We start from the raw sequence: 14923 nt of genomic DNA on the forward strand, positions 1-14923 counted from the left end.
CTATGCCGCGGCATCAATTTGCGAATGCAGTGTGGCAAGAAGAGAATGCGATGGAAGCAGCGGACTTTCGCCAATTGCTGACAGATAATCCGAAATTGCAGCAATGGATCGATCAATCGAAAAGCTTAACCGTCAATATTCTTCATGCCGACACTTCCCAAAACGGCGAGGAGGTCTTATGGGGTTCATTGATTTATAAACAAAGCCGCCATGCGCGAGATGCGCAGGATGTCTTTCACTTTTATGTGTCACCAGAACTATTGGTGACCAGTACGCTCGACTTCGAGGAAGACTTGGACATGCCAAGGCATTTGATGATCCAGCAGATGGAAGTTGCAGAATCGCCGATCGAAGTGATGATGATCCTGCTCTGGGGCATGGTCGGTTCGGTGTTGCATAAAATCGACGGGTTTGAAGAGCGTCTTCATCACTTGCTATGGAATATCAAAGAACATAATAACCGCAAAACGCTGGAAAGTATCGAAGAAGTGCGGCACGAAATCTTGTTATGGAAGCATTTGATCATGGGCTTCCGGGAAATTAGCATGGCGATTGAAGAGACCTTCGGTGGCGATATCCATGAAGGTAGAGAGTATAAGCGGACCGCTAAGCGGATTGATCGCTGTGTCATGCTCGTTGAATCTTATGAAGATGAAATCAGGAACATGGTCGATATGGAAAATGTCGTCGCCAATTACCGAGGCAATGAAATCGTTAAAACCTTGACTGTCCTGACGACTTTGTTTACTCCAGTTATGGCGTGGGGCGCTTTATGGGGCATGAATTTCCGGATAATGCCGGAGCTTGATTTAAGATACGGCTATGTAATGTCGATTGCTGTCATCTTGATTTCTACATTTATGCTTTATTTGTACTTCAAGCAAAAAGGCTGGACGGGCGATATTCTCCGTTCGATTGACAACAAAGGCAAACCGAAACAAAGGCAGGACTGATTTCAGTCCTGCCTTTGTCATTTCGGTTTGTCTTTTTTCAGTTCCTCGAGCAGTTCGGTGTAGCGATGCAAATCACGGTCGTCGTATTTGCCAATATAATTGATCAGCATTTCCTCGACATCCCGCCGTTGACGTTCGGCTGCGATGAGTTTTTCTTTCATCGACTTCTGCTTCCAAAGAATCGTATCTTCCACATCTTCCATTTTGTTGAGCATATCGATTTCTGCGAGCAGTACCAATGCGGCGTTCTTTTTCTCTTCGTACTTCTTTAATGCCTTGTCAATTTTCCGCGTGTCGTTCTCATAGGTCATATTGGAATACATCGACATACGCATACGCCTCCTCCGCCATTTATACTTTTACATTAACAGATATTAGAATATTCTGTCTATGGTAATGGGCAAAAAGATAGCGGAAATCCTCCTCCTCATGGAGTACTTTCCGCCGTCTCTGCAGACTCTATCCAATTTTGTGACCAGCGCTCGATTTCCTTCATGACCGGCTGCAGCGAGGCGCCTTTTTCAGTCAACGAATATTCGATCCTAACGGGGGTCTCGGGGTGGACGGTGCGTTCGACCAAGCCGTCTCCTTCTAGGTTTTTTAGCCGTTCTGACAGGAGGCGGCCGCTAATTCCGATTTCTTCCGTTAATTGGCCGAAGCGTTTGGGCTCGTCCATCAATTGATGGATGATCAAGCCTGTCCAGCGCTGTCCCAATAAGGAGATAGCTGCTTCAAACCGTGGGCAAATTTCCTGGCTTTTCATGTTCACCGCTCCTTTTTCTTCATAATAGCATATCTGTATAGGAATGAAAAAACAGATGACTTGACGTAACTAGGTTATTAAAATATAATCAGTTACAAATAGTAAGTAGATGGAGGAGTTATAATGAATTTTCATCAAAAGCCTGTAAGCTATGTAGAAAGTTTGACCTTGAAAGTATTGGATTTGCCGGAAATGAGCCGTTTCTATACGGAAGTGTTGGGGTTTGAAACCATCGAAGAAAAGGAAAACGAGACGGTTCTCGGGGTAGGCGGGGAAGAGATCCTGACGCTCCAATCCGCGCCCGAGTTCAAGGCGAAAGCCGGTCGCTTTGCCGGATTGTATCACTTCGCGGTACTATTGCCGGACCGGAAAGAACTCGGCAAAATATTGCTCCATCTTCATGAGCAACGGATTCCGATCGGTTCTTCCGATCATCAAGTAAGCGAAGCGTTGTACCTATCGGATCCAGAGGGCAATGGCATTGAAATTTACCGCGACCGTGAACCCGGTGAATGGGAATGGCGCGGAGATCAGGTTCACATGACGGTCGATCCGCTCGATGTTCAGGAAGTTGCGCAAGCATCAAATGGCGAAAAATGGAGCGGCATGCCGGCGGGCACGGTGCTCGGGCACATCCATCTCCACGTGTCGGATCTCCAGGCAGCGCACGACTTCTATACCGGTGCGATCGGCTTCGGCTTGGTCGCAAACCTCGGCAATCAAGCGCTATTTGTCTCGGATGGAAACTATCACCATCATATCGGATTGAATATCTGGAATGGCACAGGCATTCCGGCCCTGCCGGATCAGACGGCAGGTCTTGGGCATTATGTCATCCGTATCGCAGATGAACAAGCACAACAGGCCATGCGTGACCGCTTGCAGGCATACGGCGCTGAGGTTCGCATGGAAGGGGCGACGCTCGAAACCGCTGACCCATCCGGCAACCGAATCCGCATTTTAACCGCATAAGAAAATCCCTGGGACTTGGTGTCTCGGGGATTTTTTTGCATTAAGGTGCAGGGCACGAAGCGGATGCATCCGCGTATAATAAGGTTTGTGTAGAACGCCCAGGCGCAACGGCTTGTTGGACGTTGCCCGTTTGTTCGGGCATTACGTGATCTCTTGTTTCCGTATAAGCCTGGAGCCGCTCCTGGTTTTGCCAGTCTTCAAAAGGTTCATTGTAAAAGCCCAAAAGGATCAATCCGCAAAATGCGGCAATCAACGTGATGCCAAGTAACGAAAGGAAGCCTTTCATGATTCAATCCCGCCTTCTCATAGATGCTGATATTTAGAACGCAGACCGTTCGGAAAAGGTTCCCGGTTGAAGAAATCCCAAAGACTGGGATACTGATAGGTAAGACTGTGAAAGGGAGGGGTAAGCATGATTTCATTGAATACAGACATTTGCCGATTGCTCGGGATTGAGTATCCGATCATTCAGGCAGGAATGGCAGGGGGGCCGACCACCGCCGAACTAGTGGCGGAAGTTTCGGATGCAGGCGGCTTGGGAACGCTCGGTGCTGCCTATTTGACACCTGAAAAGCTGCGGGAGGATATTTCGGAAATACGCAAACGGACTAACAAGCCATTTGCCGTCAATTTGTTTGCACCTGTGCCAAAAGATGATTTCTCACGCATCGATGAAGTGAAACAAGCGCTGCAGCCAATCTACAAGGAACTTGCGATTGAAGAGCAAAACGCTGAATACCGCTCTTCAGATCATGGGCAAGAATTGTTTCGCATTTGTCTGGAAATGAACGTACCAATCATTAGCACGGCGTTCGGTTCGCTGCCGCCTGAACATATGGCTTCTGCCAAAGCACAAGGCGTTACCGTCATCACCATGGCGACGACTGTCGGCGAAGCGATGGAAGCGCAAGACAAAGGAGCCGACGCTATCGTAGCACAAGGCAGTGAAGCAGGAGGGCATCGGGGCAGCTTTTCATTTGACCAGCATCCGATGGGCGCACAAGTCGGCTTGATGGCATTGCTTCCACAAGTCGCAGATGCTGTGGACGTGCCGGTGATTGCGGCTGGCGGCATCGCAGACGGGCGCGGGCTGGTAGCGGCGCTTGCGCTCGGCGCACAAGCCGTTCAGGTCGGAACGCGCTTTGTTGGAGCGAAGGAATCGGGTGCGCATAAGGCATATAAACAAGCGATCTTTGACAGCGATGAGGAAAGCACTGTCGTGACCAAAAGTTTCTCGGGGCGACCAGCGCGCGGAATTAAAAATCGTTTCATCGAACAATTCGAATCCACGGGAACCCAGCCGCTGCCATTTCCGTCCCATAATACAGTGACGAAAGAAATTCGGGGGGCTGCGGCAAAAGCCGGCAATCCGGAATTTATGTCGTTATGGGCAGGCCAGGCAACAGGGGCAATGACGCAGGAAGAAGGCGCGGCGGAAATCGTCTCTTCCATGATGGATCAGGCACGTGCGCTCTTGCGGTAATTCGGCTCGAGTTTCCTGTTTCTGCGTGCTATACTGTTAAAAGTGATTTTGAAACGAGGAGATTGAACGAATGGAATGGAAAAATATATACCGCGGTATTTTGATGGGCATCAGCGATTTGATTCCGGGAGTCAGCGGCGGAACGATTGCCTTTGTTCTTGGGATTTATGATCGCCTGCTTGAATCAATCAGCGGCTTTTTTAGCCGCGAATGGAAAAAACAGCTAGGCTTTCTTGTGCCTCTTGGCATAGGGATTGTCATCACCTTATTATTGTTCAGCCGATTTATCGAATTTTTGCTGGAAAACCATTACGAAGCGACGCAATTTTTCTTCATGGGGCTAATCCTCGGGGTCTTGCCTTATATCATGAAGCAAGCGGAAGTGAAAAAGAATTTTACGGCGCGCCATTTGGTCATCTTGCTGGTCATCGGTGCAGCGCTTGCTTCCATGGCATTTATCCAGACCGATGATAATGTAGCGCCGATTACGGAACTGAGCCTGCCAACGTTCTTCCTGCTATTTTTCTCTGGTTGGATCGCGAGCATGGCGATGCTATTGCCTGGCATCAGTGGCTCGTTCATCTTGTTGTTGATCGGTGTTTATTCGACGGCCATCAACGCTTTGTCGACATTGAATTTGCCGATCGTCTTGGCAATCGGTGCCGGCGTCATGGTCGGGTTTGTCGTCTCAAGTAAAGCGATCAGCTATTTGCTGGAGCATTTTACGTATGTGACGTATGCGGCCATCATCGGCTTGATCCTTGGCTCGCTATTCGTCGTATTCCCTGGCTTTGCGGCCGATCCGATGACTTTAGTGACTAGCCTGATCACATTTACGATTGGCTTATTGTTTACACTTTGGTTCAGTTCACCGAAGAAAACCGATATTACGAGCGAACACAATGTGGAAGCTTAACAAATGAAAATGGCAAAGCGGACAGTGAAAAGCACTCCTTTTCCTGTCCGCTTTTGGTATTTATTTAAGGGAAAAAGTAAAAAAGGCTTTTTGCTTTCCGGATTACGCTTTTGCGATTACACTGAAATGAAGAGAAAGAGGTGATGCGTGTGCGGAAATTGTTTGGCATCCTGTTGCTCATAGTCTTGTTGTTTTTCACCCGCCCGGTATGGGAGGCGTCTGTCGAAGAATATGTCGACCTGGGCTTTTTGGACTCGGTGGATGAAGTGATCGGAAATGTAACAGCTGACACGGATGTTTCCAAGGCGCTCGATGAAGCCAAATATTTCACGACGCGCATCAGCCATCAACTGCAGGCAATGGTGACAGAAAGCTCAGCCGCCTTGCCTGAAGCGGTCGCAAAACCAGAGCTATCCGATACGGATTCCATGGTGGCGGTCCATAATGTCACGCTTGGCATGAACAAGGAGCAAGCCCAGCAAAAGCTCGGCTTGCCGTTGCGTCTAATGGAAAATGAATACGGAACCGATTGGCATAGCTACCATCAGGATTACCAGAATTATGTGTTGTTGTCCTACGATGAGAACGGAGAGGTCAACGGCATGTTTACCAACCAGGATCTCATCTCTTCGACAGAAGGCTTCTCGATGGATTCGACCAAAGCACAAGTACGTGAGTTGTTCGGGACACCGCTGACGAGCCTGCAAAAAGGGCGTGTGCAATATATTCTGGATTCGCGCGATGAGTACGATTTGTTTGAAACAGCGGATTCCTATACAACGGTTTTTTATGACGTTCACGAAGGGGATACGGTCACGGCGGTCCAAGTCATCGACAAGGATTTGGAAGAGCAGCGTGGCGAGATTTATGCGGAGCCGTCAGCGGAAGTGAAGGAAGGCTATGAATTTTTATTGTTCGAGCTAACCAATTCAGCGAGAATCCAGCGTGAGTTGCCGCTCTTGAAATGGGATGGTGAAACGATGGAAACGGCGCGTGACCATAGCCAGGAAATGGCTGAAGAGCGTTATTTCAGCCATACCAACCCAGATGGCCAATCACCTTTTGACCGCATGAAAGAAGATGGCATCACTTTCTTTATCGCCGGCGAAAACTTGGCATATGGGCAGTATAGCGCCGTCTTCGCCCACGAAGGGCTTATGAACTCGATGGGCCACCGGGAAAACATCGTCAAGCCCGACTTCGGCTATCTTGGTGTCGGCGTCGCCTTCAACTCAGACAAGCAGCCGTATTTCACGGCAAACTTCTTTAATCGCTAAGCAAAAATCCCTCTATTGCATTTGCGCAATAGAGGGATTTTTTTAATTAGTTCAACAAGAACCAAGCGAGCACGACGAGCGGCCCGACGATAAAGCAGTAGATCGCAAAATACTTCAGCTGGCCTTTTGCCATGATGTTCATGAACCATTTCAGCGAGAAGTACGAAGCGACGAGAGAACCGATAAATGCCATGATATACGGCACCGCCATCGTCGACAAATTATCATCATTAATGATGTCGGTGATGCTAAGCACAGCCCCGCCCAAGCTGACTGGGATGAACAGCAGGAAGGAGAAGCGCAATGCTGTCTCTTGGTTAATGCCCCGTGCCATAGCGGCAACAATCGTTGCACCGCTGCGGCTGATGCCCGGGATCAATGCGACAGCCTGTGCGCCGCCGATGATGACAGCATCTTTCATCGTCATATTGCCGTCTTTGCGCTGGCCGCGCATATTGCGGATCAGCCAAAGGGCAAGACCGGTGATGACCAAGGTGACGCCGACCGTGACGATCGTCGAGAGGTAGGAGTCAATCGTATCCTGGAATAAGACGCCGATGATGCCTGCCGGGATGGTCGCAACGACCAAATAAACGATGAACATGAAATCGCGCCGCGTTTCCGGCGTTTTTTCTTTGAAGAATTTCAAGCCGTTAATGACCAGCCGTTTAATGTCTTCGCGGTAAATGATCAAGACGGCAATCAGGGATGCGCTATTGACGAGCAAAGCAAAAGTCGAATTGCTTCCCTCGATTTCCACATCGAGAAAATACTGTGCAATCAGCAAGTGGCCGCTAGAAGAAATCGGGATCGGTTCCGTAAGCCCTTGGAATAGTCCGAGCAGCAAAAATTTAATGGTAAGCCATAATTGTTCCATCTGTATGTATCCTCCAAATTCTATTCATTGTCATATCTACAGTCATAAGACGCGCAGTGCTTGAAAAAGTTCACACTACACAAAAACATATAATACCATATAATCGTGATAAACTGGGTATACACATGGAAGAAAGGAAGTGTAATAGGTGACAAATAAATTATGGTTTCAAGCAGGCGTCGGAATCATCCTGACACTGGTCATCATTCGTTTATTCATCGAAGTCCAAGGGATTTTCGACCCGTTATTTATCATTGCGGGAACGATTTTCGTGCCGCTGCTTCTCGGGGGCGTCTTGTTTTATTTAACGCGTCCGTTGCTGTACTTTTTGGAGAACCGCAAATTCCCGAAATGGGCCGCCATCTTAACTATCGTTCTCTTGATTGTTTTGGTCTTTTATCTATTATTTGCAATGGTTGGGCCGATGGTAACCAAGCAAGTCAACTCGCTTGTTGACAACGCGCCGGGCATTATCAATGACGTTGAAGATTATACGCAGTATCTGCTGGCCCAGCGCGACCGCTTGCCGGATTCACTAGAAGAGCAGATTAATGATCTGAGCGGCCAAATCGGCGACCGCATCGGTGATATCGGAAGTTGGATTGTGTCGTTCCTCACGAGCTTTATTTCGGGGCTGTTTACACTGATTCTTGTGCCGTTCTTCCTGATTTATCTATTGATTGACCACCGGAAGTTCATCCCGTTCATTTCTGGATTCTTCAGCGGGCAGCGCAAGCTATGGGTCATCAAGACACTCAAGGACATCGATCACACATTGCAGTCCTATATCCAAGGCCAGCTGTTCGTCAGCTTTTTGGTCGGCATCATGCTACTGATCGGCTATTTTATTATCGACCTAGACTATGCACTGTTATTGGCAATCATCGGCATGGCAACGAACGTCATCCCGTTTCTTGGGCCGTATATCGCCGTTGTGCCGGCCATCATTATCGCGCTCGTACAAGAGCCGATTATGGCGGTTTATGTCGCCATCATCATGTTGGTCGCCCAGCAGATCGAAAGCAATTTCATCACCCCGAACGTCATGGGCAATGCGCTCGATGTCCATCCGCTGACAGTCATCACATTGATTCTTGCAGCTGGGAACATCGCGGGCATTTGGGGCATTATCTTGGCGATCCCGTTCTATGCGGTCGTGAAAACGATCATCAAAAACATTTACGCAAGGCGCCAGGAAATCCGCTCGACCGCAACAAGAGAAGTGTAAGGGAAAACCCGCAGCCCAGGCTGCGGGTTTTTCTTATGGCGAATTGCTTGACGGCAAATGGTTTACCCCCTAAACTACTATTAGTTGAGGGGGTAAACTATTTATGGATATGCGCATTAAAGAAGCAGTCGAATTGTTTCAGGAAGTATTATTTTACGGAACGGAGCGGGTCATCCGTTCGGTGGACAATCCGTTATGGGAAGAGTTTTCCCCTGAGCAGATGCAGTCGCTGAAATTGATTGGCAAAGAAGGCCAAATCACATCGGCAAGACTTGCGGTGCTGCAGGGTGTACATAAAAGCGCCGTCTCGAATCGGACGAAAAAACTGTTGCAAAAAGAATTGATTCAAGTCGTCCAGACCGCAGACCGGCGGGAAAAGCTGCTTGAATTGACCGATGCCGGAAACTCGGTCCTCGAGGAGTCAGATAAAGTTCTGGCGGAGTACTTGGAAAAACTGATGTCGGAACAAGTGGACGACCAGGAAATCGATCAATTCTTGGTGATTTTCAGAAAGCTCAGCGCAATCATGAAAACGGATGGAGTGTAAGGGATGCAAACGATACTGAAATTAAAATGGCCGATCATGATCGGGCTCATCGTATTGACGGCGGCATTGTTTTTAGTGGCGCCAAACTTAACGGAACAAGCGGAAGAAGCAGGTTCGTTCCAATTGTCCGAACAAGCGGACTCGCAGCGTGCGGCTACCATTTTGGAATCGGCTGATGTATCGGGGCAGACCATTTCATTGGTGATCGAATTGGAGTCGGAACTCGATGAAACAAGCGAGCAGCAGATCGCGGACATGAGAGCGGAAATCGAAGCGCTTGGCGATCCGGTGACGACCGTATTGGATCCATTTGAAAATGAAGAACTGGAAGCGCAATTGGTGGCGGAAGATCGCCAGACGGTCTTGCTTCCGGTATCAATTGAAGGAACGGACGAAGAAGCGGCGGCACTCGCGGATGAAATCCGTGAAACGATTGTGCCGGACGATTTAACGGTCTACTTGACGGGTGAGGCGATTATCAACCAAGACGTCAATACTAGCGCGCAGGAAGGCCTGAAGAAAACCGAGATCATCACGGTAGTGTTGATTTTCGGCTTGCTGCTGGCGGTGTTCCGTTCGTTTATCACGCCGATTATCCCGCTTGTGGCGGTAGGGCTCAGCTATTTGCTCAGTCAATCGCTCGTGGCGTTTTTCATCGATTGGTTCGGCTTCCCGGTTTCGAATTACACGCAAATTTTCCTGGTGGCGATTCTGTTCGGTCTCGGGACTGATTACTGCATCTTGCTGCTCAGCCGTTATAAAGAAGAACTGACAGAAGGAAAAGATGTGCAAGAAGCGATTCTGAATACGTACCGGACGGCAGGGAAGACTTTGTTCATCAGCGGATTCTCGGGCTTTATCGCATTTGCGGCTATCGGTTTTGCGGAATTCCCGATTTTCAAATCGGCCGTTGCCGTCGCAGTCGGCATCGCCGTCCTCCTTGTCGTGCTGTTTACCGTCATGCCGTTTTTCATGGCGGTGCTAAAAGACAAGTTGTTCTGGCCAAGCAAGGGCTCGGCTTCACATAAAGACAGCAAATTGTGGATTTGGATCGGCAAATTGTCCGTTAACCGTCCACTTTGGTCGATGCTGCTGGTGGCGGCCATTACGGTTCCTTTGTTGTTCTCTTATAACAACGACCTGTCATTCAATACAGTAGACGAGATCAGTTCGGATTATGAATCGGTGAAAGGCCTCGATGCCATTGAATCGGCATTCGGTGCAGGCAATACGATGCCGGTGCAAGTCGTCATTAAAGGCGAAGAGAGCTTAACGGCAGAAGAAACGATTCCGTATCTGGATGCTTTGGCGCAGGATATGGAAAAAGTTGAAGGTGTCGACATGGTTCGTGCCATTACGCGCCCTACCGGTTCGGTGATTGATGAATTTTTCGTCGATCATCAGCTGGGCCTTATTGCAGAAGGGCTTGAAGAAGCGAATGCCGGAATTGGCGAAGTCCAGTCCGGCCTTGGTGAAATTGAAACAAACCTGGAAACGATCAGTGGACAGGCAGGAGGCGCTGGCCTTCGCGAGGCAGCTGCAGGCTTGTCGCAAGTGAACGGGCAGCTTGAACAGATTTCGGGCGGCCTCCAGCAGACCGGCAATATTGAACAGACGGTCGGTGCACTTGCTCAAGTGAATGCGGGACTTTCAGAGATCGAACAAGGCTTGAACGGCGGAGCTGGCCAATATGATGAATTGGCTGCTGGCATCGGGGAACTTGCGCAAGGCGTCGGCGCTTCATCAGACGGCCTTACGGAAATCAGCGACGGCTTGACTGAAATCGCCGACACGCTCGCAGGCATCAGCGATAGCGAAGCGGTGCGCGGCACAGGCATTTATCTGCCTGAAGGCACTTTGGAACAAGAAGAGTTCGAATCGCTGCTTGATCAGTATGCATTTGCCGATGGCGAAGGCATGTTGATGGAAGTCGTGCTCGAAGAAGATCCCTATTCCCCGGAAGCGATTGACATCGTCACGAATTTGAAAGAAGCGGCTGAGAGAAGCATTAACGGCACGCCTCTTGAAGATGTGGACATCGCATACGGCGGGGTGCCAAGCATCAATAGCGACTTGAAGGACATCTCCGAGAGTGACTTTACGCGTACGGTCAGTATTATGCTCATCAGTTTGTTCGTGGTATTGGCAGTGCTGTTGCGTTCTTTCATCATGCCGCTGTTCATGATCGGCTCTCTCTTATTGACCTATTACAGTTCGATTGCGATCACCGAGTTGATTTTCGTCGGATGGCTCGGTTATGACGGCATCACATGGGCCGTTCCGTTCTTTGGCTTCGTCATGCTCGTCTCGCTCGGCATCGATTACTCGATCTTCCTGCTCGATCGCTACCGTGAAGAAGCCTTAACGGCGGCAGACTTCTCGAAAGCGATGCACCGGTCGATGGCGAAAATGGGAACGGTCATCATCACGGCCGCCATTTTGCTCGCCGGAACGTTCGGCGCGATGCTGCCATCTGGAGTACTCAGCCTGATGCAGATCGCAGCAATCGTCATCACGGGCTTGCTGCTTTATGGCTTGATCGTCTTGCCGCTGCTCGTGCCGGCAATTACCGTTTCATTTGCGGGCGGCGCTTGGTGGCCATTCGGATTGAAAAAGAAAAAATAAGTTTTAAGGGCTGCCTTATAATTACCTTGAAATGTCCGGAGAAAAAGAAGTCCTTTTTCTTCGGATATTTTATTTGTATGTTCGTGTTCGTCCACTCTCTTCAATTCAGAACATGGGATGGGAATGGAGACGGCGAATAAATGAACGAAGTGGAACTGAGTTCATTTATTTGCGATGCTTGAGCATAGCGAAAGTTGAGCAACGACATTACGCGCCAGCTGCATGATCCAACATCCTGTGAGCTAGAGCGCGTCCGTCGAAATGGACACCACTCATTTCTTATGGGCAACCCTTTTTCTATTATTTCGCAAACGGCGAAGCACACCCTATGCGTGTTATACTGAAGTCAGAAATCCAAAGAAGAAATGGGGATGTCCAGTGCTGACATTTGAACAAAAACTAGAAGTGATCGAAGCGTTTCCGGAACTGACACGAAAAGAAGTGTCGATGAAACGAGTCAACTTCCAATTTGAAGAAAGCCTTTATGATAAGAAAAACGTGGTCTATCACCTTCACCCGAACGGTAACGGTTTTGTCTTCGTCGGTGATTTGCCGCAATACGAAGCGGACAACCGCGGCTTGGTCAACATCCGCGATTTTTCAGCGAGCCAATTGCGCAGTATCATCGCCGATTCGATCGATTATTTGGGCCAGGAACCAGAACCCCCTTATGATAAGCGGTGGACCAATAGAGAAGGCGAAAAACTCGACCTTGTCTACGAAGAGCCTTTCTGGAATATCTATACAGGTAAAAACTTAGAAGAAAGTTTCGGCACGTTCGATGACGCTGAAGATTATCTGCTCGACCAAGGATTTAGCGAGCGAAAATAATGAACATCCGAAAACTGGGAATGCACGAGGAATTGCCGATGGGGCTGTTGCTGGAAGCGGATCCGTCTGAGCAGCTAGTCCGCAGCTATTGTACTGGCGGCCATTGCTTTATCGCCGAACAGCAGGAAACCGTCATGGGTGTGTTCGTCTTGACTGCGCTGGATTCGGATACCGCTGAAATCAAAAACATTGCCCTCGCTGAGTCTGAGCGCGGCAAAGGTCTTGGCAAGCGCTTAGTGTTTTTGGCGCTCGAAGAAGCGAAAAAGCTCGGTTTCTCGGCTGTCGAGATCGGCACCGGAAATTCGAGTTTGGCGCAATTGGCGCTCTACCAGAAATGCGGCTTCCGCATGAAATCGGTTGACCGGGACTTTTTCACCCGCCATTACGAAGAGCCGATTTTTGAAAATGGCTTGCAATGCCGGGATATGGTCCGGCTCGATTATCGGTGGTAACAGGCGAATGCAGCAGATGCATTCGCTTTTTTTGTCTTTAAATGTCAAAAGGCCGGCTTGGATGCGACGAAAAAGAGGAAAATTCTGACCATTTTCGGTATGCTGAGAGAAGAGGTGAGGACATGTTCAAGAAAGTGATACTGTACACAAACCGTTTGGATGAAATGAAAGGATTTTATGAATACCAGTTGGGCTTCCGGATTGTTGAAGAAGACGACACGAGCTTTGCGCTTTCAATCGGCACGTCCGTTTTGGAATTCCGCCAGTCGGACAGTGCGTCTTTTTACCATTATGCGATCAATATTCCAGGCAACCAGTTCAGTTTGGCCAAATTCTGGGCGCGTGCGCGCGTTGAGCTGAACCGCCAGGAAGGGATGGACGAAATCTATTATTCGAATTTCAATTCCGATGCCTTCTATTTTCAGGATCCTGCCGGCAATATCGTTGAGTTTATCGGACGGCGCCACGTCGACATCATGGATGATTTCACAATCGATTCCTTACTCGACATCAGTGAAGTCGGCATCGTTTCGCCATATGTCAAGGAAGTGGGCGAGTCATTGGAACGGATGGAAATTCCCGTACGCGGCAATAAAGGGATCGATCCGACAACGCTGAATTTCCTCGGCAAAGATCCCCATTTTCTGGTGCTCGTACCGCCAAAACGTACGTGGTTCTTCTCTAAACTGAAAAGCGAAACGCATCCGTTGGCAATCGAACTTGCGGACGGGCGGATGATCGAGATCGATGCGGAAGGGCATATGGTGCAAAAGCAAGCAGATAATCCGGTTTCCGACTTAATGGAATCGGCCTCATTTTCAGGGACTGCACATATGGCCGGCAATGAAAATTGGTCGCTTGCCAAAGGATTCGCGAACCGTGCGGACGAACGGCCGATTGCTGTCGACAGCCGCTTCGGCATCGCGTCCGGCAGCAAGATCTTTACAGCCGTCGCTGTGTTGCAATTGGTGGAGCAAAGCAAGCTCGAACTTTCAGCGAAGCTGTCAGAGCTATTGCCGAAGACCTTCCCGAATTTCAACGCTACGGTTCACCAACTGTTGTGCCATACATCAGGCCTTCCTGATTACTTCGACGAAGAGGCGATGGATGACTTCGAACAATTATGGCAAGAGATTCCGATGTACCGGATGGAGACGCCAGCTGATTTTGTTCCATTATTCCGCGACTTGCCGCCTGTCGAAGAACCGGGGGCGCGTTTCCGATATAATAATGCGGGCTATATCGCACTCGGCCTGATCATCGAGCAAGTGACTGGCGAAGAATTCGCCGATTACGTCGAGCGGGAAGTGTTGGCGAAAGCGGATATGTCGGACTCGGGTTATTTCCGTCTGGATCGTTTGCCGAAAAATACGGCGTATGGATATATTGAGGAAGACGGCTCCTGGCGCACGAACCAATACGCGATTCCAGTTCGCGGTGGAGCGGACGGAGGCGCCTTCGTCACGGCAGGGGACATGGCGAAATTCTGGAACCGGCTGATGGACGGGTCTTTATTGTCTGAAGAGATGAAAAACCACCTGCTGACGGTCCAGGCACAAGAAGGCGAACAGGCTTACGGCTACGGTGTGTGGATCGATAAGCAAGAAGCGGAGATGGTGAAGTATCATGTAATGGGGTACGACCCAGGCGTGAATTTCCGCTCGGGCTATTATCCACAGCAAAAATCCATCGTTACTGTATTGTCAAATACCGGGGAAGGCGCGTATGATATAGTGAAAGCCATTGAACGCGAGAAAAAACTGAGAGGGTGAGTCGATGGACGGAAAAAAACTGGCCATGAGCGTAGTGGTCGGAACGCTCCTGTTGGTCGCGATCATTTTCCTGGTCTTCCAATTGTATTTCATCATGAATTAAAAAAAGCTGCCATTGGGCAGCTTTTTTCTTTGTGAAATACGGGAGGGAAGTGAGTGGAGAAAGTTTGTACTATTCGACTGCGTGGTAGGGCACGCTTTCCGGAGGGCTCGCATTGAGCCGCTTC

Annotated in this window: 15 protein-coding genes; 11 read left to right on the forward strand and 4 right to left on the reverse strand. The window is 49.3% G+C overall.

Annotated features, from left to right (window positions below; all coding sequences use genetic code 11):
• Positions 1-2: 2 nt before the first annotated feature.
• Positions 3-953 (forward strand): magnesium transporter CorA family protein, encoded by a 951-nt coding sequence (locus tag DFR62_RS13385; protein WP_121300849.1) that lies wholly within the window; start codon positions 3-5, stop codon positions 951-953.
• A 17-nt stretch (positions 954-970) separates the two neighbouring features.
• Here the strand turns inward: DFR62_RS13385 and DFR62_RS13390 are convergent, their stop codons facing one another.
• Both DFR62_RS13390 and DFR62_RS13395 read right to left on the reverse strand, forming a co-directional pair.
• A complete protein-coding gene (locus DFR62_RS13390) occupies positions 971-1282 on the reverse strand; it encodes a hypothetical protein (protein ID WP_058381919.1) in 312 nt (103 codons plus the stop codon).
• Between the two features lie 98 nt (positions 1283-1380).
• Positions 1381-1716, reverse strand: coding sequence for a winged helix-turn-helix transcriptional regulator (locus DFR62_RS13395; protein ID WP_121300850.1), 336 nt, complete (start codon positions 1714-1716; stop codon positions 1381-1383).
• Positions 1717-1839: 123 nt separating this feature from the next.
• Here DFR62_RS13395 and DFR62_RS13400 point away from each other — a divergent pair, with 123 nt between their 5' ends.
• Positions 1840-2688: a VOC family protein gene (locus tag DFR62_RS13400; protein WP_121300851.1), complete on the forward strand. Its 849-nt coding sequence runs from the start codon at positions 1840-1842 to the stop codon at positions 2686-2688.
• Between the two features lie 40 nt (positions 2689-2728).
• Here the strand turns inward: DFR62_RS13400 and DFR62_RS13405 are convergent, their stop codons facing one another.
• A complete protein-coding gene (locus tag DFR62_RS13405) occupies positions 2729-2974 on the reverse strand; it encodes a hypothetical protein (protein WP_112232941.1) in 246 nt (81 codons plus the stop codon).
• Positions 2975-3100: 126 nt separating this feature from the next.
• On the opposite strand from DFR62_RS13405, the gene DFR62_RS13410 reads away from it, so the two are divergent.
• From DFR62_RS13410 to DFR62_RS13420, 3 genes are all read left to right on the forward strand, one after another.
• Complete coding sequence (locus tag DFR62_RS13410) at positions 3101-4171, forward strand: NAD(P)H-dependent flavin oxidoreductase (protein WP_121300852.1); 1071 nt, start codon at positions 3101-3103, stop codon at positions 4169-4171.
• Positions 4172-4241: 70 nt separating this feature from the next.
• Positions 4242-5087, forward strand: a complete 846-nt coding sequence (locus DFR62_RS13415) for a DUF368 domain-containing protein (protein WP_121300853.1) — start codon at positions 4242-4244, stop codon at positions 5085-5087.
• A gap of 143 nt (positions 5088-5230) precedes the next feature.
• Complete coding sequence (locus tag DFR62_RS13420) at positions 5231-6364, forward strand: CAP domain-containing protein (protein WP_241663112.1); 1134 nt, start codon at positions 5231-5233, stop codon at positions 6362-6364.
• 46 nt (positions 6365-6410) lie between these two features.
• Here the strand turns inward: DFR62_RS13420 and DFR62_RS13425 are convergent, their stop codons facing one another.
• Positions 6411-7241: an undecaprenyl-diphosphate phosphatase gene (locus DFR62_RS13425; protein ID WP_121300854.1), complete on the reverse strand. Its 831-nt coding sequence runs from the start codon at positions 7239-7241 to the stop codon at positions 6411-6413.
• Between the two features lie 148 nt (positions 7242-7389).
• On the opposite strand from DFR62_RS13425, the gene DFR62_RS13430 reads away from it, so the two are divergent.
• The 6 genes from DFR62_RS13430 (at position 7390) to DFR62_RS13455 (ending at position 14696) form a co-directional block, all read left to right on the forward strand.
• Entirely contained in the window at positions 7390-8469 is a 1080-nt protein-coding gene (locus tag DFR62_RS13430) for an AI-2E family transporter (RefSeq protein ID WP_121300855.1), read from the forward strand.
• Between the two features lie 103 nt (positions 8470-8572).
• On the forward strand, positions 8573-9016 hold the full coding sequence (locus tag DFR62_RS13435) for a MarR family winged helix-turn-helix transcriptional regulator (RefSeq protein ID WP_121300856.1): 444 nt from the start codon (positions 8573-8575) through the stop codon (positions 9014-9016).
• 3 nt (positions 9017-9019) lie between these two features.
• On the forward strand, positions 9020-11641 hold the full coding sequence (locus DFR62_RS13440; RefSeq protein ID WP_121300857.1) for an MMPL family transporter: 2622 nt from the start codon (positions 9020-9022) through the stop codon (positions 11639-11641).
• 378 nt (positions 11642-12019) lie between these two features.
• Positions 12020-12472 (forward strand): hypothetical protein, encoded by a 453-nt coding sequence (locus DFR62_RS13445; RefSeq protein ID WP_058381909.1) that lies wholly within the window; start codon positions 12020-12022, stop codon positions 12470-12472.
• A complete protein-coding gene (locus DFR62_RS13450) occupies positions 12472-12924 on the forward strand; it encodes a GNAT family N-acetyltransferase (protein WP_175578524.1) in 453 nt (150 codons plus the stop codon). The genes DFR62_RS13445 and DFR62_RS13450 overlap by 1 nt, the downstream gene beginning before the upstream one ends.
• 122 nt (positions 12925-13046) lie before the next feature.
• On the forward strand, positions 13047-14696 hold the full coding sequence (locus DFR62_RS13455; RefSeq protein ID WP_121300859.1) for a serine hydrolase: 1650 nt from the start codon (positions 13047-13049) through the stop codon (positions 14694-14696).
• The last annotated feature ends 227 nt before the right edge of the window (positions 14697-14923 follow it).

Origin of the sequence: Planococcus citreus, from assembly GCF_003664125.1 — a bacterium.
In the GTDB taxonomy this organism is placed as follows: Bacteria; Bacillota; Bacilli; order Bacillales_A; family Planococcaceae; genus Planococcus; species Planococcus citreus.

Excerpts from the sequence above, each read along its gene's own strand:
- DFR62_RS13385 (WP_121300849.1), top strand. The coding sequence starts at position 3 with ATGCCGCGGCATCAATTTGCGAATGCAGTGTGGCAAGAAGAGAATGCG.
- DFR62_RS13410 (WP_121300852.1), top strand. The coding sequence starts at position 3,101 with ATGATTTCATTGAATACAGACATTTGCCGATTGCTCGGGATTGAGTAT.
- DFR62_RS13420 (WP_241663112.1), top strand. The coding sequence starts at position 5,231 with ATGCGTGTGCGGAAATTGTTTGGCATCCTGTTGCTCATAGTCTTGTTG.
- DFR62_RS13435 (WP_121300856.1), top strand. The coding sequence starts at position 8,573 with ATGGATATGCGCATTAAAGAAGCAGTCGAATTGTTTCAGGAAGTATTA.
- DFR62_RS13400 (WP_121300851.1), top strand. The coding sequence starts at position 1,840 with ATGAATTTTCATCAAAAGCCTGTAAGCTATGTAGAAAGTTTGACCTTG.
- DFR62_RS13440 (WP_121300857.1), top strand. The coding sequence starts at position 9,020 with ATGCAAACGATACTGAAATTAAAATGGCCGATCATGATCGGGCTCATC.
- DFR62_RS13455 (WP_121300859.1), top strand. The coding sequence starts at position 13,047 with ATGTTCAAGAAAGTGATACTGTACACAAACCGTTTGGATGAAATGAAA.
- DFR62_RS13395 (WP_121300850.1), bottom strand. The coding sequence starts at position 1,716 with ATGAAAAGCCAGGAAATTTGCCCACGGTTTGAAGCAGCTATCTCCTTA.
- DFR62_RS13415 (WP_121300853.1), top strand. The coding sequence starts at position 4,242 with ATGGAATGGAAAAATATATACCGCGGTATTTTGATGGGCATCAGCGAT.
- DFR62_RS13425 (WP_121300854.1), bottom strand. The coding sequence starts at position 7,241 with ATGGAACAATTATGGCTTACCATTAAATTTTTGCTGCTCGGACTATTC.
- DFR62_RS13450 (WP_175578524.1), top strand. The coding sequence starts at position 12,472 with ATGAACATCCGAAAACTGGGAATGCACGAGGAATTGCCGATGGGGCTG.
- DFR62_RS13390 (WP_058381919.1), bottom strand. The coding sequence starts at position 1,282 with ATGTCGATGTATTCCAATATGACCTATGAGAACGACACGCGGAAAATT.
- DFR62_RS13405 (WP_112232941.1), bottom strand. The coding sequence starts at position 2,974 with ATGAAAGGCTTCCTTTCGTTACTTGGCATCACGTTGATTGCCGCATTT.